We start from the raw sequence: 25,064 nt of genomic DNA, 5'->3' as shown, positions 1-25,064 counted from the left end.
TGCGGAGACTAAATTCCGCAGGGGTTTTGTTAGAAACTTTCCATTGTGTCTACATGTACAAACTTGCCAAAAAGATCCCTATTGTTTCCTGGTAGATTTCATCAAACTGTTCAAGAGGTAGAGGATTTACTCCAAGCCCAAGTTCTACAGTGAAGCCAGGTTGTCGGAAATCTTGTATAAACCAGTCCTTATAGCCGGAAAAACTATCTACATAACGGATGGGTTTGTAACCGCTGACTCTTTCAAATTCGTTGACAATCGTCATGGAGCGAGGAGGTTCAAGCCCCTCATATCCCCAATAAATTACTTCTCCTTGTGTATGGAAAGCAAGCATCTTTTCGAAATTACGGGCACCGGCAAGCTCAGCCATTGCAACCGTCTCAGGCTCCGTCAACGGTTGATAACCAGGGAAATCTCTTGGCGCAGGGGAGGTTGGTTTTCTTGCTGCATCCACTTCCCATTTGGCAGGGTATTGGTTATTCAAATCCACTCCGCGAATATTTGCTTTCCAGCCAGAGAAATCAGTGTTCCCGTCATTGATAGTTAGTGCCAACTCCCCAAATTCCCCTTCAGGCGGTCCGTTCAAAACGAGGTCTACACCATCAGGGTCGACCATGGGAACAATGGAGAGTGTCACTTCATTGTAAAAAGGGGCGATTTCCAGCCCTCGAATGGTCTCTTTATTTGTTAAGGCCAGCAAGTAGTCATTAAGAAATTGCATGATTACTGCTGTGGTAATCCATTCATTTGCATGAAACGATCCGTTCCAATGCACAACTTTTGGACCACGGCCGATTTGAAGTTCAACAAGATCTTTTCCCATCACACTACTTCCAATCGTCTCTCTTCTAACAAACGGGTAGAGTTCGTAAAGTTCATTCAAATCAGTTGTGAGCACGTTGAAATCATAAGGACGGTTTCCATCTACAACTCTATAGGTTACTTGAACGGGAAGGAATAAAACCTGACCGATTTGAAGCATTCTAGGATTGACGGAAGGGTTTAATAAAGCAATCGCATCTAATGAAATACGACGCTCGCTGGCGATTTTCCAAAAAGTATCGCCGGATTGTATCCGATATTGACTCGTTTCATAGCCGGGGATACGAATGGTTTGTCCAATCTGAAGTGAAGATGGGTCCGCTTGTGGATTAGAATCTATGATTAAATCCAACGGTACGTTAAAAAGATTCGAATAGTACCATAACGTGTCCCCACTTCTTACTTTAACGTCCATAAGAGCCCCTCCTTTTTTACAGTCCTTTTTATAACTATATGGAAAATAGCTCAATTAATGAACGAACATCTCGCCTTCAATTTTCTACAATCCCAACATAACGATCTTTTTTCAGGTACAATAAAGGAATGGTCTTCTTCAACTAACTGGCAGGATTGTGGAAGACTCAGTTTCGAGATGTTTTGGGGTTCGTTGCTGAGTTGCGCGTCAGGGGTGGCTGGGAAGCAACTCGCTTTCCTGTGGGGGAGCGCCGAGCTTCCTCGGGCTACCGCCCTGCGGGATCTCGCCTGTCTCCTTCTCCCACGGGAGTCTCGCAGCTTCCCAACCACCCCATTCCATGAAGATGAGAAACGAACCCCTTTACTGTGTGAGGGTGCCTTCCACTATCCTGTTGTTATAAGCATAAAGCGCTCTATAACAAGCTTTTCGTATGCAGAATAGCGTCCTTAGGAGTTCATTCCCTTCCAATTACCATGGGCATAAAAGCGGCTTATTCCGGAAGTGGTTTCGAAATACTTATATGGCAAAGGGCGGAGGGGAATGGCGAGACTCCTGCGGGAAAAAAGTGCTTGGTGAGACCCCACAGGACGTAGTCCGAGGAGGCTCACCGCGCTCCCGCGGAAAGCGAGCTATTCCCCGTAGCCCCCATCCACTCAACAAAAGTCTCGAAACTGAGTCTTCCACAAACGAGAGCTTATGTGGGATGAATGACGGAATTAATTTTATAGAAAGTAGTGAATAATAGATGAAACCATTTGAAAAATTAGGAATATCGAAAGAGTTGACTGAAAAGCTGCAGAAGCAGGGGATTGCTTCTCCGACTCCCGTACAGGAACGTGCGATTCCACCTCTAATGGATGGAAAAGACATCATTGCCCAAGCACAGACCGGGACAGGGAAGACGTTCGCATTTGTTTTGCCTATTTTAGAAAAGGTAGACCCGTCCTTGGGAACTGTTCAAGCTTTAATCATCACCCCGACAAGAGAATTAGCTTTGCAGATCACTCATGAAGTGAACAAGCTGAAAAATGATGAAACTCATGTCCTTGCGGTGTATGGTGGGCAGGATGTAGCTAAACAAGCGAACAAATTGAATGGAAAAGCCCATATTGTCATCGCGACTCCAGGTCGTTTGTTGGATCATTTAAGACGAGAAACTGTCGAACTGACCAATATTCAGCAGCTTGTCATTGATGAAGCCGATCAAATGTTGGAAGCAGGATTTCTTCCTGATGTGCAAGAGATTATTGGACAGTGTGGAGCAGAAAGGCAAACGATGTTATTTTCAGCGACAATCACTTCACAAGTCCATTCCTTAGCAAAAAAAATCACGCATGATCCAGAGCGTATTGAAGTGAAAGAAGAGAAAGTGACGGTCTCTAACATCAAACAACTGTTATATGAAACGACCGATCGAGCTAAACAAGATGCTCTTATTCAAATCATGAGTGAACACCGACCATTTCTTGCGGTCATTTTCTGTAGAACGAAACGCAGAGCGAAAAAGTTGAATGACGCCTTGACCGCCAAAGGATATGAATCCGATGAGCTGCACGGTGACCTTTCTCAAGCCAAAAGGGAGAAAGTCATGCAGCGTTTCCGTGATGCTAAAATTCAGTACCTTGTAGCTACAGACGTAGCGGCTAGAGGCCTGGATGTAGAAGGAATCACCCATGTGTTGAACTATGATATTCCACAAGACCCTGAAAGTTATATTCACAGGATCGGCAGAACAGGAAGAGCAGGAGGCAAAGGGTTGGCGATTACTTTTGCTGCGCCTAAAGATAAGACTGCTCTTAAACAAATTGAACAGCATATCAAACAAAAGTTAGAAAGAAGGTCTATGGAGCATCTTTCCCCTGGAAAAAGAGAAAAAGAGGAAGAAAAAACTTCCCGACATAAAAAACGAAGAAGATAAGCAAAAACCAGAGTCCCTTCTAGACTCTGGTTTTTGCTTTTTTCATTAAAAAAAATTACTGATAAAAAACAATAACATTGAGGGGAGTTATGAAATATGATACATTATAAACATAATTCCGAGTTAACGCATTGGAATTATAAATAATGAGGAGAGATGAAATTTATGGGGATGGAATTCGTCGACCTATTCAACCAATGGGCGAGTTCATATGACGATACAGTGGCTGGTAAAGATCCGGAATATCGTGAAGTGTTTGAAGGGTACGATGAAATGTTGGCGCGCTTAGCGGAGCTTTCCGTATCCCCGGTTATGGAATTCGGAGTGGGTACAGCAAATTTGACGAGAAAGGTCATCGATCAGAACAAGGTCGTGCTTGGCATTGAGCCTTCCTCTGAAATGCGAAGAATCGCTAAAGTCAAGTGCCCGGAAGCAGCTATTTATGATGGCAACTTTCTGGATTACCCTAAACTCTTAACACCCATCCGGTCCATTATCAGTTCATTCGCTTTTCATCATTTGACGACCAGTGAGAAAGTCGAAGCCATTCAGAGCTTTCGAAATCGTCTTGAAAATGATGGGAAAGTAGTTTTTATAGACACCATCTTTAAGAACGAAGAACATAAACAACAGTTAATTATATCCGCAGAAAAACAAGGATTTTTAAATTTAGCGCAGGATTTGCAGGAAGAATACTACCCATTTCTAGAAGAACTAAGAGAGATGTTTGTCCTCAACGGGTTTGAGGTGAATTTTGAACAACTGAACAAATACGCCTGGCTCATTCAGGCTGAAAAAGGAGAAGGATGATCACATGCCAAAAATGAATGTTGAAAGCTTTAATCTTGACCACACGAAAGTTAGTGCCCCTTACGTACGTCTAGTAGGAGTGACAGAAGGAGAAAACGGAGATAAAATCTACAAATATGATCTTCGTATCAAGCAGCCGAACCAGGAACATATGGAAATGCCAGCCCTTCATTCTCTCGAGCATTTGATGGCAGAAAACAGCCGGAATCACCATGATCGCATTGTCGATATTGGACCGATGGGCTGCCAAACAGGCTTCTATATTGCCATCCTGAATGACGACAGCTATGATAACGTGCTTGATGTAATCGAGAAGACTCTTCAGGATGTTTTGGAAGCGGACGAAGTTCCTGCCTGCAATGAAGTGCAGTGCGGATTTGCTGCGAGTCACAGCCTTGAAGGAGCACAGAAGCTTGCGAAAGAATTACTGGAAAAACGCGATGAATGGACGGAAGTTTTTCAATAATAACGGGAGATGAGGATGCGATGGGTTACGTGAAGAATATACAATCATTAATTGGTCAGACACCTATGATCGAACTCACTCATTCCGAAATCCCGAATCAAGCTAGAATTTTTGCTAAGCTTGAATTCATGAACCCAGGCGGAAGCATCAAAGACCGTCTGGGTTTAAAACTGATTGAGGATGCGGTAGAACGTGGATTGTTGAAGGCTGGGGGAACGATCATTGAACCCACGGCAGGAAATACAGGAATTGGCCTTGCACTTGCTGCGATTGGAAAAGAAATCACCGTCATTTTTGTGACACCAGAGAAGTTCAGTCAAGAGAAACAAACTTTGATGAGAGCCTTAGGAGCTCAAGTCGTAAACACGCCTACTGAAAAAGGGATGAAGGGCGCTATAGAGAAAGCCGAACAATTGTGCAAGGAAATTCCTTCTTCATTCAGCCCTCAGCAGTTTCATAATCAAGCGAATCCAGATGCTTATTATGATACCCTCGGACCGGAAATTTTTAATGATATGAATGGAGATGTTGATGTTTTCGTCGCTGGTGCTGGTACTGGTGGTACATTTATGGGGACTTCCCGTTATTTAAAAGAGCGAATGGAACATGTTAAAACTGTGATCGTTGAACCAGAAGGCTCCATTTTAAATGGGGGAGAACCTGGACCGCACCGTACAGAGGGAATAGGAATGGAGTTTCTGCCTTTTTATATGAATCCCGATTATTTTGATGCGATTCATACCATTTCAGATGAAATAGCTTTCCGTCGTGTAAAAGAACTGGCTTTAAATGAAGGTTTGCTCGTAGCCAGTTCATCTGGAGCAGCCTTTGAAGCTGCATGGAGAGAAGCTGAAAAGGCGAAGCCAGGAGCAAGAATCGTAACCATCTTTCCGGACAGTAGCGAACGATATTTAAGCCAAGGCATATATGAGGAGTGATGACATGAGGAAAAAAACACAGCTCATCCACGGGGGAATTACAGGGGATGAAAAGACCGGAGCTGTCAGCGTTCCTATCTATCAGGTGAGTACCTACAAACAAGATGGAGTCGGTCAACATCGTGGATATGAATACTCTCGAACGGGAAATCCGACACGTTTTGCATTGGAAGAACTGATCAAGGATTTAGAAGGCGGCCACAAAGGTTTCGCTTTTGGTTCAGGTATGGCTGCCATCACAGCTGTGCTTATGACTTTTAATCATGGAGATCATGTGATTTTTACAGATGATGTGTACGGGGGCACGTACCGTCTTGTATCCAAAGTCATCCAGCGTTTTGGATTAGAAGCAAGCTTTATTGATACAAGTGACGTAGATAATATCAAGTCAGCGATCACGGATCGTACAAAAGCCATCTATGTGGAAACACCAACAAATCCGTTGCTTAAAGTGACGGACTTAGAAAAAGTGTCCGCTTTGGCGAATGAACAAGACTTGACGTTTATCGTCGATAATACCTTCAGCACCCCATACTGGCAAAATCCCATTGAGTTTGGAGCTGACATTGTCTTGCATAGTGCAACCAAATATCTAGGAGGGCACAGCGATGTCGTTGCTGGGCTTGTCGTAGTGAACAATGAGCAGCTTGCAGAAGATGTCCATTTTGTACTGAATTCTACTGGCGGTGTTTTAGGTCCCCAGGACTCATGGCTTCTTATGAGAGGAATCAAAACCCTCGGGATCCGCATGGAAGAAATTGAAGAAAACACAAGACAATTCGTCGAGTTTCTACAAGAACTTCCAGAAGTGACAGATATCTATTATCCAGGCCTCGACCATCATAAAGGAAGCGGCGTTCACCAAAAACAAGCGCGCGGGAACGGCGGTATGATCAGCTTTGATGTCGGCAGTGGAGAAAAAGCCGATCAAGTTCTCCGCAACGTAAAATATTTCACATTGGCAGAAAGCCTTGGAGCCGTCGAAAGTCTTATCTCAGTCCCTGCGATGATGACTCACGCCTCTATTCCAAAAGAGCGACGTGCAGAACTCGGCATTACAGATGGTCTCGTCCGCGTATCCATCGGCCTTGAAGATATCGAGGATCTGAAGGAAGATTTTTTACAAGCATTAAGAAAGTAGTAGGAAAAGGAGCACTTCTGTAAAGCGGCGCTCCTTTTTGTATAGCTCCTGATCACCTGAGCCACACTAAAAAGGATAATCGATCAGGAGTGAAGATGACATGGATTACACACATTATAAAAAACAATTGGAAGATCGTAAAAGAGAAATCGAACAACGTTTGATTGACAATAATCACTTTGGCTTAGATAGAGGTTTCGCAAGTGATATGGCATCAGGGGAATTGTCACAATATGACAATCACCCAGCTGATTCAGGCACTGAACTTTATGAGCGTGAAAAAGATATGGCCTTGCTTGGGCATTTGGAAGAAGAATTATCAGATATTCAATACTCATTAAAACAAATTCAACAGGGTACCTATGGAATTTGTGAAGAAACAGGAAGACAAATTCCGAAGGAAAGGTTAGCGGCGATTCCGACTGCACGGACCATTGCGAAAGCTTCGTCGAATCAAGATATATCAGGAGATCGACCTGTGGAAGAAGATGTGATTACAGATTTAGAAAATAACTATGGTCGTAACGCTGATGATCCGGAGTATAATGAACAAAATGCTTATGAACAAGTAGCTTCTTTTAATCAGAGCAGCATGACTTATGACGATTCATCTTTAATGGATAATCAAGATGGTGTGGGGTATGTAGAAGAATTCGAGCCTTTTGTATCTACAGATATGAATGGTTATACAGGCCCTGATGGGGTAAGCTTTCAGCGTAATGAGCATTATGATAAATACATGGATAGTCAGGATGAAGCAGAAGATAAGTACTAACTAAAACGCCAGGGCGATCGCCCTGGCGTTTTGTATGGAAATGTCTCTTTCAATATCCGACTTCTACTGCTGCGTTGACAATATACATGAGGTCATTTTTATCTTGTTTATCCTCTAAGACGATGCCACTCGTAGTGAGCATACCGCCTTCCAATACTTCTACGTTAACTTCCCCGTAAGGAATGGCTTCTTTGACTTGATCATAATCAATTTTGTCCAAGTCGCAGGGTAATGCTAATTTCACGTTAATTTTCATATTGTCTAAAGACTTTTGAGGAAGTACAGAACGGATTCCTGGCATGGAATTCGTATGTATGGCATTTTTGATGGCCCTAATTGAAGCTTTTGTCACATCTTGACCATGCACATCTGTTCCCATTCCAGTTTGAATAAACATCAATTGTTCCACTTATATTCCACCTTTTCTTTTTCTCCATCATAGCATAATGTGAAAAGCAACTACTTTGATTTCCATAGCGTTATCGCTATTCTTATATAAAAAGTCAGGGAGTAGTCCCTGACTTTTAGAAGATCAATATCCCACTTCTACAGAAGCATTGACCATATACATTTGGTCGTTATGATCTCCCTCTTCATTTAAAGTGATGCCACTTGTCGTGCGCATTCCGCCATCCATTAACTTGATTTCCACCTGCCCGTACGGAATCGCTTCTTTAATTTTGGTGTAATTTAATTCATCAATGTCGCAAGGTAAGGCTAGTTTGACAGTGGTTTTCATATTTTCCATAGATTCTTCTGGCAATGCTTCCTGGACACCCGGCATTGAATTTGAATGGATGGCATTCTCGATGGCGCGAACGGATGCCTTTGTAATATCTTGACCATGAACATCAATTCCAGTACCTGTCTGAATGAAGATTATTTGATCCATTGGCTAACCACCCTTCTAAATAAATTTTTGTTGCTTTACTAAGTGTTTAACACGTAATAAACGAAGTGAAACATGAAGAGTTTAAAGACAGTGGAAGGAATATTAACCGTCCATTGACACAATATTCTGTTCAACTGTATAATCTAATAATATAACCATAAAGCATACTATTTCGATAGGAATTATAATGATAAGGGTGAGGCATATTGTTTTTAAAGATGGAGGAAGTCGGAAAGACCTTTAACGATAAAGAAGAAGGCAGTTTTGAGGTCTTTTCTGAAATCGATTTGAATATTGAGGAGAATCAATTTGTTTCACTCCTAGGCCCCTCCGGATGTGGAAAATCGACGCTTCTTTCAATGGTTGCAGGGCTGGAAGACGTCACATCAGGCTCCATCCGGTTGGAGGGAGAAGAAATTAAGAAAGCTGGACCTGACCGAGGAATGGTCTTTCAACAACCGTCGCTTTTTCCATGGCTGAATGTAAAGGAAAATGTTCTTTTTCCTTTGAAGGGGCATGGGTCAAAAAAAGAGGCGGAAGAGAGAGCGGATCGTTTCTTACAGATGGTCCACCTCAGCAGATTTAAAGAAAATTACACCCATGAGCTTTCTGGAGGAATGCAGCAGCGGGTAGCGATTGCAAGAGCCCTTGCCATGGATCCTAAAGTGTTACTCATGGATGAACCGTTCGGGGCCCTGGATGAACAGACGAGACATATTCTGCATGAAGAACTGATGAAGATTTGGCAGGAGACACAAAAGACCATTCTGTTCGTCACCCACAGCATTCAGGAAGCGATTAAATTATCGGATCGGGTCGTCGTCATGGGTACACGACCAGGACGGATCATCGCTGACTTTTCCATCGACCTTCCACGGCCTAGGAAGAGGGACGATGAAAGAGTCATCGAGCTTGAGCGGAAGGTGATGGATTTGCTGGAAGGTGAAATCAATAAAGTATTGAGGGAAGAACTTCATGAAGCTAGCTATTAAGAGGATTGGATTTTTAGTTGTTGTTTTAGGTTTATGGCAGTTAGTGTATTCCATCGGTGTATTTGAAGATATCGTGTTTCCATCACCAATCAAAGTGGCCGGCGCTTTGTACGAAGGTTTTGCTGATGGTGATTTCATTAAAGCATTGGGCGCGAGTTTCCGTCATTTATTCATGGGCTTGTCCCTTGCTATTTTGTTTGGGACCGTAATAGGGGTCCTGCTCGGGAAATCGAAGCAGGCGGATGAAACGGCAGGAATGTATCTCATCGCCTTACAGAGTATTCCGAGCATTGTTTGGGTGCCGCTTGCGATCATGCTTTTCGGTTTTTCTGAATTTGCCGTTGTATTCGTTGTCGTCCTTGGAGGTACGTTCGTCATGGCTTTGAACGTACGGACGGCCATCTATAGTGTTCCCCCGCAGTTGGTCCGTGCTGCGAGGACGATGGGGACCAATGGAATTCCCTTGTTTTTCAGAGTGGAAGTTCCATCGAGTATTCCTTATTTTATGACAGGTCTCAGGCTCGCTTGGGCCTTCAGTTGGAGAGCCCTTATGGCTGGTGAGTTGTTAAGCAATGGACCTGGATTGGGTTACTCTTTACGGTACGCTCAGGATTATGCACGTATGGATCAAGTGATTGCTATTATTATTATCATTGGTGTCATTGGTGCCGTGGTCGATCAAGTGGTCTTTTCTAAGTTAGAAAGAAATGTAAGGAAACGCTGGGGATTATTGAAATCATAGATAGGAGATGAGGAGAATATGAAAAAGTGGTTATCCATTGTTGCACTTACTGTCATGAGTCTGGTGCTCGCTGCTTGCGTTAGTGATGATGCTGGAGCGAATTCTGAAGATGGTGGCAGTACAGAAGAAATTACGATTGGTTACTTTCCGAATATCAACCACGTAGCGGGTATGGTGGCAGAAACGAAGGATTTGTATGCTGAAACATTGCCGGACGGGACAAAAGTGAACTACCAATACTTCCCGGATGGTTCCTCGTTTATGACAGCAATCGAAACAGGTGACATCCAAGGAGGACTTGTAGGACCCGGCCCAGCGATGAACCACTTCACAAGTGGAGCGGAAGTCAATGTTGTTGCAGCAGGCTCAACGGGTGGTACAGTGATCATGGCTAGAGAAGGATCGGATATTAAATCTCCGGAAGACTTAGCAGGTAAGACATTTGTTTCACCAAGAGTAGGGTGTACACATGATGTGCAATTTGAAACGATGATGAAAGAGGAATTCGGCTTGACATCCGACCGTATTGATGGAGAAATGAAGCACGTCACAGGAAAACCTGCGACATATGCAAGCTTGTTTGAGACGAAAAATGTTGATGTGGCCACCGTTCCTGAACCTTGGGCATCTTCTATAGAGGAACAAGGAAGCGGTAAAGTCCTTGTCGACACCCAGGATGTTGCTTTTGGTGAAACATTGCCCGCAGCCGTGTTCGTCACTTCTCAAAAACTTGTGGATGAAAATCCTGATATGGTGGAAAGCATCGTAGAAGCTCACAAAAAAGCGACAGACTTTATTAATGAAAACCCGGAAGAAGCGAAACAGATCGCCATTAATAAAATCAAAGACATCACGGATCAAGAACTTTCAAAAGAAGTTATCGATCGTGCATGGGAGCGTATTGATTTCACGTATGAAGTGAAAGAAGAAAACCTTCAGAAATTCGCGGATGCTTCTTATGATCTTGAGTTTCTGAAAGAAAAGCCGGACTTGACTGGTCTGGTGGACACAAGCTTTCTTGATTGAATGAGGAAAGAGGCGGGGATTTCAACCGTCTCTTTTTTCTTGACTTCTTTTGATTCTTCTTTAAAAGGAATCAGCATGTGAAAAGCCAATATTATTTAAAACATCCCATTAGTTTTAGGAATTTAGGTCAAACTAAAAGGTACAGGAGGGATGCTCTTTGAAGCGCTTTTCAATCGTTTTTTTCATCATTGGAGTACTTATGATTTCAGGGCAGTCGGTTACGGCTGAAAGCGAATATAAAATTGTCCATAAAGATAAAGTGACGGAAGATTGGGAAGTCCATGTCGATTATCCAAGGTTTGAGCACTTGGAAAGTAAAGATCTTCAAGATACCGTTAATTTTCAAATCGTTCAGAAACTTGAAGATACGTTGAGAGACGTAAAGAGAGGGGCCGGAGAAATGATGGGTGTCCCTTATCTTTATTATGAAGAAACATCGGTATTTAAAGAAAAGACCTTTTATTCTATAGTGATGACCTCCCACATATCCAGGGGAAATCGCTACAATTCAACCGTCACTTCCATCAATTTTCAAGATGACCGAGGGGGATCAATAAAGAAGTTAAAAGACCTCGTGTATATCGATCGATTAAATAAGGAAGTGAAGAAAGCGTTGGAAGCTGATCCGGAGATGTATTTGCAAGAGCCGTTTGCTGGTGTAAGAGATAACACCGCTTTTTATGTGAAGGATGACCATCTTGTGCTCGTATTCAATAAATTTGAAGTCGCTGCTGGCGTCCATGGAACTCCTGAGATTTCAGTCCCTTTAAAAGGAATTCTTAAGGAAGAATTAGAGAAAAAAGTGCCTCCTTTACCTTCCTATACATTATCCACACATTGAATCGTGTATTAGTGCGTTTTTTAAAGGATATCCACATAATTAACATTTGGTGGAGGGAGTTTTACCCACAAAGGGATGCAGTTTAGAACCTCTGTATTTAGGCTGTTTAATCCGTTTACTCACATTGTGCACAACCTTGTGGATAATGTTAATAACATAAAAAGAAAAGAAGCATAAGCACTGCTTATGCTTCCAACATTTCTTCTTCATTTTGCTCTCCGTAGTAATGAAACAAATATTGATCTTTTGTAATGACATACAGGTCATAGACATCATCTGTGCGGTTGATCCAAGAAAACACTTCAGGATAAGCCTCGTTTCCAATGGATACATAGGGAATTTTAAGAGCAGCTTTCATCGAACGGACGTTGGTACGTCTGATTTTCATAAAAATAGCTTCTATATTCAATTGGAAAAACAATTCCTCAAAGAACGCTTCCTTGGCCATTTGATTGTATCCTTTGCCGAAATAAGGCTGACCGATCCATGTAGCTAAAAAGCCTTTGCTTTCCTGTATATCGAATAGGTTGATGGTTCCAATGGGCTGCCCCCACTCATCAAGGATGGTACGTGAAACCAATTCCCCCCGATCTTCAGCTTCTATGGTTTGTTTGGTCAAAAAGTAAAACTCGTCACTGGAAGATGCTTTGTGACGGACGTAAGGAAACACTTCAGGATGGCTCATCAACTCAAATAAAACCGGGGCGTCATGTAAGTCACGCTTTTTTAGCATAAAAAATCCCTCCTTGAATGAGGAGGGTGGTCCGAACGCATAGGAAATAGGCGTTCACTGGCCGGTTCGGACCACCCTCGAATTTTTATCAATTGCTCACAAAAATTCGGGGTGGGAATCGAACCCACTAGAACCAGTGTCATGACTGGTGGCGCACCATTTGCCTTCCCTACACCAAAAGCTTATAAAATATCATCTAAACTTATAATAATCCACTCCATCAAAAAAGTGAATAAAATCTTTGTAAAATGGACGTGGATTTTTTTACTAATTTTTAAAGTTCCTGTCGATCTGTTAAAACAGTAAATACAGCTAATCGTTCTGAATAAGTAGAAGCTTCATCATCATAAGGCCCTGTACATGTGATGAGGTTCAAATTGCGTGTGTTTGTGGGACCGAAAATTTCCCTGATGGGAGCATTTTTATAGGGATAAGATTCGATTCTGCTTACTTCAAACGTCAACTTGGTGTTTTCATCGTACACATGAATTTCATCACCTGGACTTAAATCCTTAAGGTCATAAAAAACGGCTGGTCCGCTATTTCCATCCACATGTCCTGCAATGACAGAGTTCCCCTGATTTCCAGGCATCGTCCCTGGTTCAAACCATCCGACATCAGTCAAGCTTTTTGGAACCGCCATACCGCCATCCGGTGTATAACCAAGAGCTTGAATCGAGGCATCCACGTCTATCGTAGGAATTTCAATCCGGTCAGGTGTGATGCCATATTGTTCGGAAGACGCATGAACAGCAGGCTTGTAATTTTGTTTAACTGGTGCCTTCTCTAATTGGTCCGTGACTATAGATTCCTTTTTAACTTCTACACCTTGGGTGCGTGTTGTTTCAGATGTAGAAAGAACCCTGGGGTCCTCTACAGGTTCTTCATTCAGCCATTGGAAACTGATGAAAAATACGAGGAGACCCAGGGCTAAAGGGAAAAGTTTTCTTACCATTTTTAGGCTTCTGAGCGTTTACGTGTCAGCATAAAGCCAGCACCCATGGCTAGTACACCTAGAAGAGCAGCATACATCCAAGCATTCGATGAGGAGTCAGCTGTTCCACCTAAACCAGTAGCAGGCATCATTGTCGGCATAGCGGCAGAGTCTTGGAGAAGCAATACTTCTGGGTTATCAGCTGTTCCAACAGCGAAAGCACTGTAAACTTTTCCTGCTTCAAGGTTTGTACCTGAAAGATCAATCAACTGTGTTCCATCTGTTGTACGTACTTCAAGGTCGTAGGAACCTGGATCAATTTCCATATAATCGGTGACCATTGGGAATTCTGCACCGGAGAATAAATCATCTCCACCAATTGGACCTACATCAACGGCTGGTGCACCAGGAATAAAGTGACCGACACGGACTTTGGCCATACCTTCAGTTGCTTCCATAGAATCTTGGATGGCCTTCAATTGAATGTTTTCTAAGTTATCAATCGCTGCAGCTGTATAAGCCATACCTGCCTCTACATTCACTGTGGTAGAAATGACAGGATCTTGTTCACCTTTTGTTCCAGCTGCATAAATTTCTACGGTATGTTCGCCGGCCGGCACTTCCATGTAATCAGTAGCAGCTTTGAATTCAGCACCTTCAACAACAGCTTCATCATTCAAGTAGACATCAACAGCAGGGGCGTCAGGGGATGCGTGTAGAACGCGTAGCATGGCGTTCTGATCGTGACTGTCAGCCAACACAGAAGGTGCGAAGATTCCCAAGATCAAAACAACAACAGCTAATGACGAAAACAATTTTTTCATGTTCCCACTCCTTAAAATTTTTTATATCCATTGCCGAGCGTTAGACCGGCAATTTCTACAATGGGGGTTTTCACAATGCGTTATGGAACTCTTGTACAAGTTTTGTATATCAATCATATACACCCTTTGTACAACTTTCAAACCTTTGGCTATGCTCAATATGTTTTTTGGGAACATAGAAAAACACCGGAAAATTCTTCCGGTGTTAGAGTGCTTCACTATTCTTGGAAATATACCATTTTTCCGTCAATCATCGTCCATATGGGTTTAGAAAGATACTCGAATGGATGCCCGCTCCATAATACGAGATCAGCGTCTTTCCCTTTTTCAATCGAACCGACCCGGTCATCGACACCAAGGTTCTTAGCGGGGGTGATCGTGATCCCGCGAAGAGCGTCCTCGATGTCCAGACCTTCTCTAGCAGCGAGTGCTGCACAAATGTTTAAGTATTGTATCGGTGTATAAGGGTGGTCAGTTGTAATCGACACGCGGATTCCGTGATCATGCAAAATTTTATATGTCTGCCAAGTTTTATTTCTAAGCTCTATCTTAGATGATCTCGTAAAAGTGGGGCCGACAGAGACTTGTAATTCTCTACCTGCTAGTTGATCCGCAATCAAATGTCCTTCCGTGCAATGTTCGATTCTCAAATCGAGGTCGAACTCGTCTGCAAACCGTAAGGCTGTAATGATGTCATCCGCTCTATGGGCATGAATTCTAACAGGAATCTCTTTGTTCAATGCCATGAGAATCGGTTTTACACGAAGGCCGGGATCGGGATCTTTCATAGCTGCATAAAAGGTCTCCCTTAAGGTCCCCATAATGCCTAGTCGAGTGATGGAAGCATTTTTAGACTGGGAGTGGATTCGTTTAGGGTTTTCTCCTAAAGCAAGTTTTAGGCCTGCCGTCTGTCTGAGAATCATATGATTAATCGTATGTCCTACCGTTTTGATAACAGAGGTCGTACCACCGATCATATTTGCGCTCCCGGGCATGATATGGGCTGTGGTAACGCCCGCTTTCCTCGCGTTAAAAAATGCAGGGTCAAGAGGGTGGGCCCCGTCGATTGCTCTCAGGTGTGGGGTTACGGCCTCAATCGTTTCATTTGCATCACTGCCAGCCCAGCCCGTTCCCTCATCATAAAGGCCGAGGTGGGTGTGGACATCAACGAATCCCGGGTATAAATCCAACCCTTTGCCATCGATAAATTCTGCTTGTTTCGGTAACTCGATGTTTTCACCGTAATCGTGTATTTTTCCGTCAACCACATGGACATATCCATTTTTTATAGAAGGAGATGTAATGGGGTGGATATGGACATTTTTTATAACAGTGTTCATAGACATACAGCCTTTCCCTTCGATATACCATTATTATACTTTAAAAAAGCCTTTTGGATAACTAAAATGAGCAAAGCTTAGCTTTGCTCATTGCAAGTTTACTTATTTAAAACGGATGAGAGTGCAGCTTGTAATTCCGGGTAGTGAAACGTGTACCCAGAGGCCATCGCTTTTTTTGGAATGACACATTGTCCATCTAATAGAAGAGTACTCATATCTCCTAGTGCAGCTTTCAGAGCAAAGGAGGGAGCCGGAATCCAATGGGGGCGATTCAATACATCCCCAAGGGTTTGGCCGAAATCTTTGTTTCTTTTCGGGTTGGGGGCTGTTCCGTTTAAAGGGCCGTGAATATCTTTGTTTTGGATTGCGAAATGAACAAGCCCGATCACATCATCGATATGGACCCAGGACATCCATTGCTCTCCTGAACCTAAATTACCACCGATCATCATTTTATAGGGGAGGGTCATTTTAGGGAGAGCTCCTTCTTCTCCTAAAATAATGCCGAAGCGGACATAGACTGTCCGAACCCCTTTTTCGGCTGCTTGTGAAGCGCGAGCTTCCCATTCCTCCACAACATTGGCTAGAAAATCATTCCCGGGTTCGGTTGTTTCTTCTGTGAATGTCTTGGTTTTTGATTGTCCGTAATATCCTACAGCGGAGGCGTTAACGAGCACTTCCGGCTTTTCTGGTAGTGCATCGATCAAGTCTAATACGCCTTCTGTCGATTTGATTCGACTTTCTAAAATGGACTGCTTTCTTTCCTCTGTCCAACGGCCACTGTTCAATGATTCCCCTGCTAAATTCACAATGGCATCAAGAACAGGAAGTTCTTTTTCTGGATGGAATTCCTCTCTCAACCAACCGACATAAGTCACTTGATTCGTGCCTTTGTACTTCTTCGGACTTCGTGTCAATATGTACACGTCATGCCCTTCTTGTACGAACTTCTCTTTCAATTGGGTACCAACAAAACCAGTACCTCCTGTGATGGCGATTTTCATGTTCATTCCTCCTGTGAGTGTGAGGTTGTCAATAGTTTACTCCATTTGGTTCGGTTTGACGATACGCAAGTCGAATTCCATGATAAAATATGGTCAAAGAGGTGAAGCGGATGGCTAAACTTACGAAAATTACGACACAGAAAAAACATAAGAATCGATACAATATCTTCCTGGATAAAGGAAATGGAGAAGAGTACGGGTTCAGTGTTGATGAAGACGTTCTCGTGAAATATCGTCTCCAGAAGAACATGGAACTTGATGATGCCTTAATCAACGCACTGATTCAGACCGATACGCTTCATAAATCTTATACCCTTGCGATCAATTATTTAAGCTATCGCATGCGTTCGGAAAAAGAGATCCGTGATTATTTGAAAGACAAAGAGACGGACCCGGAGCATATCGAAGAAATCGTTTCACGGTTGAACAAAGAACGATTGTTGGATGATCAGGAGTTCGCAAATTCCCTGGTGAGAACAAGAATCATGACTTCCAGCAAAGGGCCGCTTCTTTTGAAAAAGGAATTGCTGGAAAAAGGGGTTTCTGCTGTGAAAGCGGATGAAGCCATCACTCATTACTCTTTTGATAAGCAATATGATAAAGCGTTGAAATTTGCGGAAAAGAAATTGAAGAACGATGGCCGGAAATCTTATCGTCAGCAAGTTCAAAATGTACAACAGACGCTGATGCAAAAAGGATTTCAGGGAGACGTCATTCAAGAAGTCCTTGCTAACTTGCCGGAAGATGAGGATGAAGACACAGAATGGGAAGCAGTCATTTATCAGGGGGAAAAGCTGCTTCGCAAATTTAAGTCCAAAGCTGAAGGGTATGAATTGAAGCAGAAAGTCAAATCCGGTTTATACAGGAAAGGTTTTACATTCGATCTTATTGATCGTTTTATCGATGAGTATGTGAAGGAATAAAAAAAGAACAAGCCGTCTGACTTAAATGTCAGCCGCTTGTTCTTTTTTACTCAAAAGTCCTTTTTTATCCAAGTCCTCAATCGCCTCATGCACATGATCGACAACTGTACTTGCTTTTTCCTTCACCTGATCATGAGCTGTTGACATGGCATAGCTGTGAGGGGTCATTTCAAACATGCTCAAGTCATTGAAAGAATCTCCGACACACGCGATTTCTTCGGGTTGAATGCCGAGGCCTTCAATTAACTGCCTGAGTCCGCTTTGTTTGTTGATCGATTTAGGCATCATATCGACACATGTTTCATGAGAAATGAAACTGTCAATTTCTTCTCCGAATGTCTCTTTAATCCTTTCGGCAGCTTTCATGACGTCGGCTTCTTTCCCGTGCAACGCAATTTTTGAAGGGATAATCGTTTGGCCGACCTGTTCATTCAATTCAGGTTTGACGATGATTTCGTGAAACATCTGTTCAGAAATCATATCCACAAAAGCGTTCGATTCTTTCGTGAACGTTTCATCTGCTGTAGAAACTGTTTTAATCATCGGTTCTTGGTCGATGGTCTGAATGATTCGTTGGGCAAGTTCTGATTCAAACGTTTTGGCATGAATTGGTGTATCTTCATCGTTGAATACAAAAGCTCCATTTTGACTGACACGATGACCGTTTACACCTACACGCTTTAGAACCTCTGCAATTTCATGGTCCATACGTCCGGAGGCGACAGCAAGAGGGGGACCATCTTCCACCATTCGTTTCAATGCATCAATATCTTCGTTTTTAATATAATGATCGACACCAAGAAGGGTACCGTCCAGGTCTGTGACAAATAGTTTGATCATTGTTTCGTCTCCTTTCTCTGCGGGGCGTTTCCCAGCACCTAAATGATTGTACACGACGTAATCGCTTTCATACAAAGAGGAAAGCTTATTCCTTAGCCTTCCACTTGTAAAAAAAACAAATCAAATATAGGATAGAGGTTATGAAATGACTGAAAACGCTTTTAGTGTAATTTAAGTGGGGGACCATTATGGAAAAGCAGATAAAGATAAAAAAAGTGCTCAATAATAATGTAGTCATTGCTTCCCACCCAACTTATGAAGAAGTGGTATTAATTGGGAAAGGAATCGGTTTTAACCGGAAGAAGGGAGACGAAATTTCTTCCGAAAAAGCCGACAAGACATTTTTACTGAGTAATGAACAGGAAAAAGAACAGTATATGAGTTTATTGCCGTACATCGACGAGAATTTGATTGACTTCATGAGTGATATCCTCCATCACGTCGAATCGCGAATGGGACAAGAGCTCAACCAACATATTCACGTCGCGCTGACGGATCACCTTGCATTTGCTATCAATCGAGCAAAAAAGGACCTTCAGTTCTCGAATCCATTCTTACTTGAAATTGAATCCCTTTATCCGAAGGAATATCAAATTGCGATGGAAGTCGTGACGATGATTTACGATAAAATGGGCATCCAGTTTCCAGAAGGAGAGGTAGGGTTCATCGCTCTCCATATTCACAGTGCGGTAACGGACAAGACATTAAGGGAACTCAACCGCCATAACCAGCTCATCACACATCTTGTGCAGCTTGTTGAGGATACGATGGACGTTCAAATTGATAAAAAGAGTGTGGACTACCACAGACTTGTTCAGCATTTGCACAGGGCCATCGACCGGGTTTATCAAGATGAACACGTGGGAGACGAAATTCGTTTGGCTAATATGTTGAAAGAAGAATATCCTGTGTGCTATAATTTAGCATGGAAATTGATAAAAGTGATGCAAAAGCAACTGAATAAGCCTGTGGATGAGTCGGAAGCGATTTATTTGACGATCCATTTGCAGCGTTTAACCCATAAAACCTAAAACGTACGTGTTACTGACACGATCAGGCATGAGTACATGAAGGTGAAGTGGTTATCATAGGGATAGGACTATCCTTATGGAACCCATTCACCTCTTGTGCTCATGTTTTTTTATTGTCCTGCTGGTGAATAGCGGGACGAGCTATTATCCATAAACGGCGTCCTCAATAGGACGCTTAATGTTCCTTTTTTGTTGAAAACGTTTTATTTTTCTGACAAATGGATTTTATGGGGCCAGAGGCTTGCGTCACAAAATAAAAAGGAGGAAAACATAATGTTCAAGAATGCTTTCGGCACACTGCAAAAAGTTGGTAAAGCCTTGATGACTCCTGTCGCACTTTTGCCTGCGGCTGGTATTCTTCTTGCTTTTGGTACAAGCTTTGCTCAAGACAACTTTGTTGATAAAGTGCCATTCTTCGGAACACCTTGGGTTCAGACACTGCTGCAAGTAATGGCTGAAGCCGGAGGAATTGTATTTGACAACTTGCCGTTGTTATTCGCTGTCGGTGTTGCCATCGGCTTAGCAAAAGGGGATGGGGTAGCAGGTCTTGCTGCCATCATCGGTTATTTAATCATGAATGTGGTTATGGGGGTACTCGGTAATGTTGATGCCGATATGACCTCTGATCCTGCTTATGCGGAAGTCCTCGGTATACCGACGCTTCAAACAGGAGTATTTGGCGGTATCATCGTTGGTATTTTGGCCGCTGCTCTTTATAACCGGTTCTTCAATATTGAATTACCGCAGTTTCTCGGGTTCTTTGCCGGGAAGCGTTTCGTACCAATCATCACCGCTTTTTCATCCCTTTTCTTAGGGATTATCATGCTGTGGGTATGGCCATTTGCTCAAACAGGATTGAATGCTCTTTCACACTTAATGTTGGAGGGGAACCAGACCGTTTCTGCTTTCTTCTTCGGGTTGATTGAGCGTTCCTTGATTCCATTCGGCCTGCACCACATTTTCTATTCACCATTCTGGTTTGAATTCGGTTCTTACACGAACGCTGCCGGTGAGATTGTCCGAGGAGACCAAACGATCTTCTTCGAACAGTTGAGAGACGGTGTTGAATTTACTGCAGGAACATTCATGGTTGGTAAATTCCCATTCATGATGTTCGGTCTTCCAGCTGCTGCACTTGCGATTTATCACACAGCAAAACCTGAACGTAAAAAAGTGGTCGGAGGAATCATGGCTTCTGCAGCCTTGACTTCTTTCTTGACAGGTATCACAGAACCAATTGAGTTCTCTTTCCTATTCGTTGCGCCACTATTGTTCGCGATTCACGCTGTATTTGCTGGTTTCTCCTTCATGGTAATGGAGATTCTTGGCGTTAAAATTGGACAAACCTTCTCAGGTGGTCTGATTGACTTCATTCTGTTCGGTGTTCTTCCAAACCGTACCGACTGGTGGTGGGTCATCATCGTTGGTCTCGTATTCTCTGTGATCTACTACTTTGGTTTCCGTTGGGCAATCCTCAAGTTCAACCTGGCGACACCTGGACGTGAAGATGAAGCAGAAGACGCAGATGAAGATGGCGAAGTCGGCGATCTGCCGTTCGAAATTCTAGAAGCGATGGGTGGACAAAAGAATATCGCCCACTTGGATGCATGTATCACTCGACTACGTGTTTCCGTGAATGATAAAAATGATGTAAACAAAAATCGCTTGAAAAAACTTGGTGCTTCCGGTGTAATGGAAGTCGGTAACAACATCCAGGCCATTTTCGGACCAGTATCCGATACCTTGCGTGGCCAAATGCAAGACATCATTGATGGGAAAACACCAAGATCAAGAGAAGATGCTTCTGAAATGAAGAACGCAGAAAAAGCTGCAGAAGCGCCGGTCACTGATGGTGATCTGGAATTTGTAAGTCCTATCAAAGGTAAGATCATGCCAATCACAGAAGTGCCGGATCAAGTATTCTCTGGTAAGATGATGGGCGATGGCTTTGCAATTGAGCCGGAAGATGGTAATATTGTTTCACCGATTAATGGTAAAGTCCTGAACGTATTCCCTACAAAACATGCCATTGGCCTTGAAGCCGAAAACGGCATGGAAATCCTGATCCACATCGGAATCGATACGGTCGGATTAAAAGGGGAAGGATTTACAGCTAAGATCTCTGAAGGAGACGAAGTGAAGCAAGGTCAGGCATTGATGGAAGTGGACCTGGATTACGTGAAAGAAAATGCTCCATCCATCGTAACGCCGATTGTCTTTACGAACCTTCAAGAAGGACAGTCTGTAAACATTAAGGCATCAGGTCAAATCAATCACAATGATCCAGACATCATTGAAATTAACGAATAAAGAGGAGAGTTTAACATGGCAGAACAAACAATGAAAATTACAGCAGCTGACGGTGTACACGCACGTCCAGCAACAGCACTTGTACAAGTAGCAGGGAAATACCAATCCGATGTAAACATCGAGTATAAAGGTAAATCTGTAAACATGAAGTCCATCATGGGCGTCATGTCTCTAGGAATCCCGAACGGTGCAGAAGTAACGTTCAAGGCGGAAGGTTCTGACGAAGCGGAAGCTGTAGAAGCTGTTGTAGCAAAAGCAAAAGAAGAAGGTCTTGGAGAGTAATCTCACTGATCATAAAAAAAGGGCTTGCCGTTGCGGCAAGCCTTTTTTATGTACGTATTGAGATCGCGCCAAAGGACGGGTGGACCGCGCTAAAGAACGAGTGTACCGGTCCAAATAGGCGCTCGTTTCATATTTAAAAGCAATTGTTCTCTTTTTACGATTAGCGATCGATGAAAATTTCGTTTCGACCGTCATCCTCTGCAAAGATTTGTTCAGCCACAAGTTCTGGACCTTTTAACTTATCTGGATTTGCCACATGCTCCGTCTCGTTCCAAAATGGAGTGTTCATGCCTCCCATGTATATGGCAGTCGCTGTCATAGGTGAGTCTTCCCATTCTTTGTGCAGGCTCTCAGTAAATCCGCGTACAGCAAATTTACTTGCACAGTAGATGCTTTCATTCTTCTTTCCGCGTAGGCCGGCGGTTGAGATGATGTTCAATACACGACCCTCTGTGGATTCTAACATCGGAAATGCAAGTTGGGTGGTCAACATGGTCCCTTTGACGTTTGTGTTGAGAAGTTGATCTATCTTTTCTTCGGTATAGGAGGATAGCTCCCCGAAATGTCCAAGACCAGCGTTGTTGATCAATACATGTAAGGAATCGATCTGTTTAACAGCTTCTTTTATTGATGATTGCTCCGTCACATCACAAATGAGAACCTCTGCTTTTCCGCCTTGTTTTATAATATCGTTTTGAGTGACCTGTAAATGCTCAGCCGTTCTTCCTGAAAGGAATACCTTATAATCGTTCTTTGCGTAAATCAGGGCAAGAGCACGTCCTAAGCCTGTTCCGGCTCCTGTAATCCAAACATTCTTCATCCTCATCTCTCCTTATCTGTATTGCTTTATATTCATTGTGAACAAACCCTGCTAGAATGTAAAGAGAGCTTCAATAGAGGAGGTTTACTTTATGGAAAAAAGATATAGTGAATATACACAAGAAGAGTTGCGCCTTGAAATTGCGGAGTTGACTGAAAAAGCTCAAAAGGCGGAACAATTAGGAATGGTAAACGAATTTGCTGTTCATGAACGAAAAATCATTATGGCTAAATCCTATATGATGAACCCGGGTGATTTTAAAGCTGGGGAAACCTACGAAATTGATGGAGATCCGGAGCACACGTTTTATATTGAATATATGAACGGCGTGTTTGCATGGGGATACAGGAAAACTAAACAGGGGGAGAAAGCAAGCGACGACGAAGAAGCTTTGCCGATTTCTATGTTAGGGCACAAATTGGACGACATTTAAAGAAGCCGGGCACGTGTACACGTGCCCGGTATTTTTAGTTACGTTTACGCATTTGGATTTCAGTGATTTGGTCTGCTTGCGTTTGTTCTGTTTCCCCATTCACACGGCTGCTTAAATGTTTGATGCTGCGGTGTGAATAGTTGGCAGAGGCCTTCGATTTGAAATTACGTTTACCCATGGTAATTCCTCCCTACATCGTTGACATCACGATGTCTCGATCTAGCCGCTCTCTCTTGAGGTTTGCTATTGATCGTACCGTCTGGACGCTTCGCGAGATATTCGCTTTGATCATCCGGCGCATGCGTCATTTTTACATTAGGGAAATTCTTTGCCTTATTACGCATCAGTTACCCTCCTCAGGAGTCTCAATGAAGAGACAATATTAGTATGTACCTTCTTTGCGCCTGTATGTGTTACAATGGCAGTGTAAACATTGCCAAATATGGAGTGGTCACATGAATGAAATATACCAGCGTTTAGCTGAAAAATTATATGAGAAGAATCCGGAACTTACGATAGACGAAGCAAGAACATGGGTGGAACTTTTATGGGAAGATTTTGAATCAACAAGAGCAAAAGCTGGGCATGATTACCAAGGGAAACAGGTGACTGAACAGATTGTCGTGCAGTGGATCCACCATTATGGCCCGAAGCTTCATGAGTTTGTCGCTACAAATCCCAAATACAAAAAGATGCTTGAGAAAAAAGGGTATTTCCATTAAAAAGCACAGGATTTGAAAAGGAGCCTCTCATCTTGAGAGACTCCTTCTTTATGTTTTCCTCCCGCTTACAATACGTTCACATGGGGCTTACTTTGTTTTGAAGTTTTTCTTCTGTAAACACCCATCCTGTATAGGAATTGAGAATTTTTAAATTGTCTCCATGCTCATCATCAATTTGAGCCAATGCAACAAACGGGTAACGTCCCCGTGAGCGATACCGAAGATCAATGAACCTTACTTCTGTATATTCATCATAGTAGCTCATCTCGTACCTGTACACGGGAGAAAATGATAAAAAGGCTTTGATGTTATGATCGGTCAAAGCTTTTTGAATGACGGGATCTTCATAATCGATTGGTTTATTGGTGAATGTATCAAGGATAGTTAAATGTCCGTTTTCCGCCCTTCCCACGTAATAATGAGTAGGCGTAGTGATGGCAATCCTCCAAACATTTTGCTTCATTGTAGGGGAGGTCGCAATTTGTTTAACATCCTTGATGTTTTCATGAATCAGACGAACAAGTTCTCTTTTGTCAAAGTACCTTTTCAGGTAATAGAGTGCGATGACAAAATATATGATCAGCCATAATGTTCCGGGGTTTGCCCCTAAGTTCCATGCGACAATCCCTGCAATGTGAAGGGTGAAAATATACGGATCGAATGTATTAATGAACCCATAAGCGACCCATCTTTGGGAAATAGGGCGATACGCTTGGGTACCATAAGCATTAAATACATCAACGAACACATGCAGTATGACAGCAAGAAAAGTCCAAAGCCAAAGGTGCAGAAAATTCACCTCAGGAGTGAACAGATAAATGATGCTGGGAATGCTGATCCCCCAGAGCATCACAGCAGGAATGGAATGTGTGATGCCGCGGTGGTGCCGAATGTAGACCGCATTGTTCCTTAATTTTAGTACCGTGTCTGAGTCGGGCGCCTGTGATCCGATCATTGTTCCTATTAGAACAGCATTGAAAAGATCGGGGTCTGCATTGACAACAGGATCAAGCGTAGCCAGTCCCCCTAAGGCGACGCCCATGACGACATGTGTGCCTGTATCCAAGTTCCATACCTCCTTTGGCAGGTC

29 protein-coding genes are annotated in these 25,064 nt (G+C 43.0%); 16 read left to right on the top strand and 13 right to left on the bottom strand.

Annotated features, from left to right (window positions below):
* Positions 1 to 49: 49 nt before the first annotated feature.
* Positions 50 to 1,237 (bottom strand): M14 family metallopeptidase, encoded by a 1,188-nt coding sequence (locus tag BLS23_RS15055; RefSeq protein ID WP_089653848.1) that lies wholly within the window; start codon positions 1,235 to 1,237, stop codon positions 50 to 52.
* Between the two features lie 745 nt (positions 1,238 to 1,982).
* Here BLS23_RS15055 and BLS23_RS15050 point away from each other — a divergent pair.
* The 6 genes from BLS23_RS15050 to BLS23_RS15025 all read left to right on the top strand — a co-directional run bounded on the left by BLS23_RS15050 (position 1,983) and on the right by BLS23_RS15025 (position 7,285).
* The gene (locus tag BLS23_RS15050) at positions 1,983 to 3,155 is read left to right on the top strand and encodes a DEAD/DEAH box helicase (protein ID WP_089653846.1); all 1,173 of its coding nucleotides are present in this window, start codon (positions 1,983 to 1,985) and stop codon (positions 3,153 to 3,155) included.
* A 165-nt stretch (positions 3,156 to 3,320) separates the two neighbouring features.
* Entirely contained in the window at positions 3,321 to 3,965 is a 645-nt protein-coding gene (locus tag BLS23_RS15045; RefSeq protein WP_089653845.1) for a class I SAM-dependent DNA methyltransferase, read from the top strand.
* A 4-nt stretch (positions 3,966 to 3,969) separates the two neighbouring features.
* Positions 3,970 to 4,431, top strand: a complete 462-nt coding sequence (locus BLS23_RS15040) for an S-ribosylhomocysteine lyase (protein ID WP_089653843.1) — start codon at positions 3,970 to 3,972, stop codon at positions 4,429 to 4,431.
* Positions 4,432 to 4,451: 20 nt separating this feature from the next.
* The gene (locus tag BLS23_RS15035) at positions 4,452 to 5,369 is read left to right on the top strand and encodes a PLP-dependent cysteine synthase family protein (protein WP_089653841.1); all 918 of its coding nucleotides are present in this window, start codon (positions 4,452 to 4,454) and stop codon (positions 5,367 to 5,369) included.
* Between the two features lie 4 nt (positions 5,370 to 5,373).
* Positions 5,374 to 6,510: a bifunctional cystathionine gamma-lyase/homocysteine desulfhydrase gene (locus BLS23_RS15030; RefSeq protein WP_089653839.1), complete on the top strand. Its 1,137-nt coding sequence runs from the start codon at positions 5,374 to 5,376 to the stop codon at positions 6,508 to 6,510.
* A 100-nt stretch (positions 6,511 to 6,610) separates the two neighbouring features.
* The gene (locus BLS23_RS15025) at positions 6,611 to 7,285 is read left to right on the top strand and encodes a TraR/DksA C4-type zinc finger protein (RefSeq protein ID WP_089653837.1); all 675 of its coding nucleotides are present in this window, start codon (positions 6,611 to 6,613) and stop codon (positions 7,283 to 7,285) included.
* Positions 7,286 to 7,334: 49 nt separating this feature from the next.
* On the opposite strand, the gene BLS23_RS15020 is transcribed toward BLS23_RS15025, so the two are convergent.
* Complete coding sequence (locus BLS23_RS15020; protein ID WP_089653835.1) at positions 7,335 to 7,694, bottom strand: Lin0512 family protein; 360 nt, start codon at positions 7,692 to 7,694, stop codon at positions 7,335 to 7,337.
* 123 nt (positions 7,695 to 7,817) lie between these two features.
* Positions 7,818 to 8,177 (bottom strand): Lin0512 family protein, encoded by a 360-nt coding sequence (locus tag BLS23_RS15015; protein WP_089653833.1) that lies wholly within the window; start codon positions 8,175 to 8,177, stop codon positions 7,818 to 7,820.
* Positions 8,178 to 8,383: 206 nt separating this feature from the next.
* On the opposite strand from BLS23_RS15015, the gene BLS23_RS15010 reads away from it, so the two are divergent.
* The 4 genes from BLS23_RS15010 (at position 8,384) to BLS23_RS14995 (ending at position 11,778) form a co-directional block, all read left to right on the top strand.
* Positions 8,384 to 9,169: an ABC transporter ATP-binding protein gene (locus BLS23_RS15010; RefSeq protein WP_089653831.1), complete on the top strand. Its 786-nt coding sequence runs from the start codon at positions 8,384 to 8,386 to the stop codon at positions 9,167 to 9,169.
* Positions 9,153 to 9,911, top strand: coding sequence for an ABC transporter permease (locus tag BLS23_RS15005; protein WP_089653829.1), 759 nt, complete (start codon positions 9,153 to 9,155; stop codon positions 9,909 to 9,911). The genes BLS23_RS15010 and BLS23_RS15005 overlap by 17 nt, the downstream gene beginning before the upstream one ends.
* 18 nt (positions 9,912 to 9,929) lie before the next feature.
* Entirely contained in the window at positions 9,930 to 10,937 is a 1,008-nt protein-coding gene (locus tag BLS23_RS15000; RefSeq protein ID WP_089653827.1) for an aliphatic sulfonate ABC transporter substrate-binding protein, read from the top strand.
* A gap of 157 nt (positions 10,938 to 11,094) precedes the next feature.
* A complete protein-coding gene (locus tag BLS23_RS14995; RefSeq protein ID WP_244157229.1) occupies positions 11,095 to 11,778 on the top strand; it encodes an RsiV family protein in 684 nt (227 codons plus the stop codon).
* Between the two features lie 184 nt (positions 11,779 to 11,962).
* Here the strand turns inward: BLS23_RS14995 and BLS23_RS14990 are convergent, their stop codons facing one another.
* The 5 genes from BLS23_RS14990 to BLS23_RS14970 all read right to left on the bottom strand — a co-directional run bounded on the left by BLS23_RS14990 (position 11,963) and on the right by BLS23_RS14970 (position 16,613).
* Complete coding sequence (locus BLS23_RS14990) at positions 11,963 to 12,511, bottom strand: GNAT family N-acetyltransferase (protein WP_089653825.1); 549 nt, start codon at positions 12,509 to 12,511, stop codon at positions 11,963 to 11,965.
* 274 nt (positions 12,512 to 12,785) lie between these two features.
* Entirely contained in the window at positions 12,786 to 13,466 is a 681-nt protein-coding gene (locus BLS23_RS14985; RefSeq protein WP_089653823.1) for a class F sortase, read from the bottom strand.
* Positions 13,467 to 13,468: 2 nt separating this feature from the next.
* Positions 13,469 to 14,269 carry a DUF4397 domain-containing protein gene (locus BLS23_RS14980; RefSeq protein ID WP_089653821.1) on the bottom strand — a complete coding sequence of 267 codons (801 nt, stop codon included), beginning with the start codon at positions 14,267 to 14,269 and terminating at the stop codon, positions 13,469 to 13,471.
* Between the two features lie 218 nt (positions 14,270 to 14,487).
* Positions 14,488 to 15,609 carry an amidohydrolase gene (locus BLS23_RS14975; protein WP_089653922.1) on the bottom strand — a complete coding sequence of 374 codons (1,122 nt, stop codon included), beginning with the start codon at positions 15,607 to 15,609 and terminating at the stop codon, positions 14,488 to 14,490.
* A gap of 98 nt (positions 15,610 to 15,707) precedes the next feature.
* Positions 15,708 to 16,613, bottom strand: coding sequence for a TIGR01777 family oxidoreductase (locus tag BLS23_RS14970; RefSeq protein ID WP_089653819.1), 906 nt, complete (start codon positions 16,611 to 16,613; stop codon positions 15,708 to 15,710).
* Between the two features lie 110 nt (positions 16,614 to 16,723).
* On the opposite strand from BLS23_RS14970, the gene recX reads away from it, so the two are divergent.
* Positions 16,724 to 17,536, top strand: a complete 813-nt coding sequence (gene recX / locus BLS23_RS14965) for a recombination regulator RecX (protein ID WP_089653816.1) — start codon at positions 16,724 to 16,726, stop codon at positions 17,534 to 17,536.
* 21 nt (positions 17,537 to 17,557) lie between these two features.
* Here recX and BLS23_RS14960 read toward each other — a convergent pair whose 3' ends face one another.
* The gene (locus BLS23_RS14960) at positions 17,558 to 18,376 is read right to left on the bottom strand and encodes an HAD family hydrolase (RefSeq protein ID WP_089653815.1); all 819 of its coding nucleotides are present in this window, start codon (positions 18,374 to 18,376) and stop codon (positions 17,558 to 17,560) included.
* Positions 18,377 to 18,564: 188 nt separating this feature from the next.
* Between BLS23_RS14960 and glcT the strand changes: the two genes are divergently transcribed.
* From glcT to BLS23_RS14945, 3 genes are all read left to right on the top strand, one after another.
* Complete coding sequence (gene glcT / locus BLS23_RS14955; RefSeq protein WP_089653813.1) at positions 18,565 to 19,407, top strand: glucose PTS transporter transcription antiterminator GlcT; 843 nt, start codon at positions 18,565 to 18,567, stop codon at positions 19,405 to 19,407.
* Positions 19,408 to 19,680: 273 nt separating this feature from the next.
* A complete protein-coding gene (ptsG, locus tag BLS23_RS14950; protein WP_089653811.1) occupies positions 19,681 to 21,717 on the top strand; it encodes a glucose-specific PTS transporter subunit IIBC in 2,037 nt (678 codons plus the stop codon).
* A 15-nt stretch (positions 21,718 to 21,732) separates the two neighbouring features.
* Entirely contained in the window at positions 21,733 to 21,999 is a 267-nt protein-coding gene (locus tag BLS23_RS14945) for a phosphocarrier protein HPr (protein WP_089653809.1), read from the top strand.
* A gap of 160 nt (positions 22,000 to 22,159) precedes the next feature.
* Here BLS23_RS14945 and BLS23_RS14940 read toward each other — a convergent pair whose 3' ends face one another.
* Complete coding sequence (locus BLS23_RS14940) at positions 22,160 to 22,819, bottom strand: SDR family NAD(P)-dependent oxidoreductase (RefSeq protein ID WP_089653806.1); 660 nt, start codon at positions 22,817 to 22,819, stop codon at positions 22,160 to 22,162.
* Between the two features lie 91 nt (positions 22,820 to 22,910).
* Here BLS23_RS14940 and BLS23_RS14935 point away from each other — a divergent pair, with 91 nt between their 5' ends.
* Positions 22,911 to 23,252 carry a YfhH family protein gene (locus BLS23_RS14935; protein ID WP_089653805.1) on the top strand — a complete coding sequence of 114 codons (342 nt, stop codon included), beginning with the start codon at positions 22,911 to 22,913 and terminating at the stop codon, positions 23,250 to 23,252.
* Between the two features lie 34 nt (positions 23,253 to 23,286).
* Here BLS23_RS14935 and BLS23_RS21490 read toward each other — a convergent pair whose 3' ends face one another.
* Both BLS23_RS21490 and sspK read right to left on the bottom strand, forming a co-directional pair.
* Complete coding sequence (locus BLS23_RS21490; protein WP_115824006.1) at positions 23,287 to 23,430, bottom strand: YpzG family protein; 144 nt, start codon at positions 23,428 to 23,430, stop codon at positions 23,287 to 23,289.
* Complete coding sequence (gene sspK, locus BLS23_RS14930) at positions 23,423 to 23,599, bottom strand: small acid-soluble spore protein K (RefSeq protein WP_370632777.1); 177 nt, start codon at positions 23,597 to 23,599, stop codon at positions 23,423 to 23,425. The genes BLS23_RS21490 and sspK overlap by 8 nt, the downstream gene beginning before the upstream one ends.
* Before the next feature lie 108 nt (positions 23,600 to 23,707).
* On the opposite strand from sspK, the gene BLS23_RS14925 reads away from it, so the two are divergent.
* Positions 23,708 to 23,974: a YfhJ family protein gene (locus BLS23_RS14925; RefSeq protein ID WP_089653800.1), complete on the top strand. Its 267-nt coding sequence runs from the start codon at positions 23,708 to 23,710 to the stop codon at positions 23,972 to 23,974.
* Between the two features lie 76 nt (positions 23,975 to 24,050).
* Here BLS23_RS14925 and BLS23_RS14920 read toward each other — a convergent pair whose 3' ends face one another.
* The gene (locus BLS23_RS14920; protein WP_089653798.1) at positions 24,051 to 25,040 is read right to left on the bottom strand and encodes a metal-dependent hydrolase; all 990 of its coding nucleotides are present in this window, start codon (positions 25,038 to 25,040) and stop codon (positions 24,051 to 24,053) included.
* Positions 25,041 to 25,064 lie beyond the last annotated feature (24 nt).

Origin of the sequence: Halobacillus aidingensis (genome assembly GCF_900104185.1) — a bacterium.
Classification (GTDB): Bacteria; Bacillota; Bacilli; order Bacillales; family Halobacillaceae; genus Halobacillus; species Halobacillus aidingensis.
The sequence above is the reverse complement of the archived record's forward strand: the minus strand, read 5'-3'. Positions and strand labels throughout refer to the sequence as shown.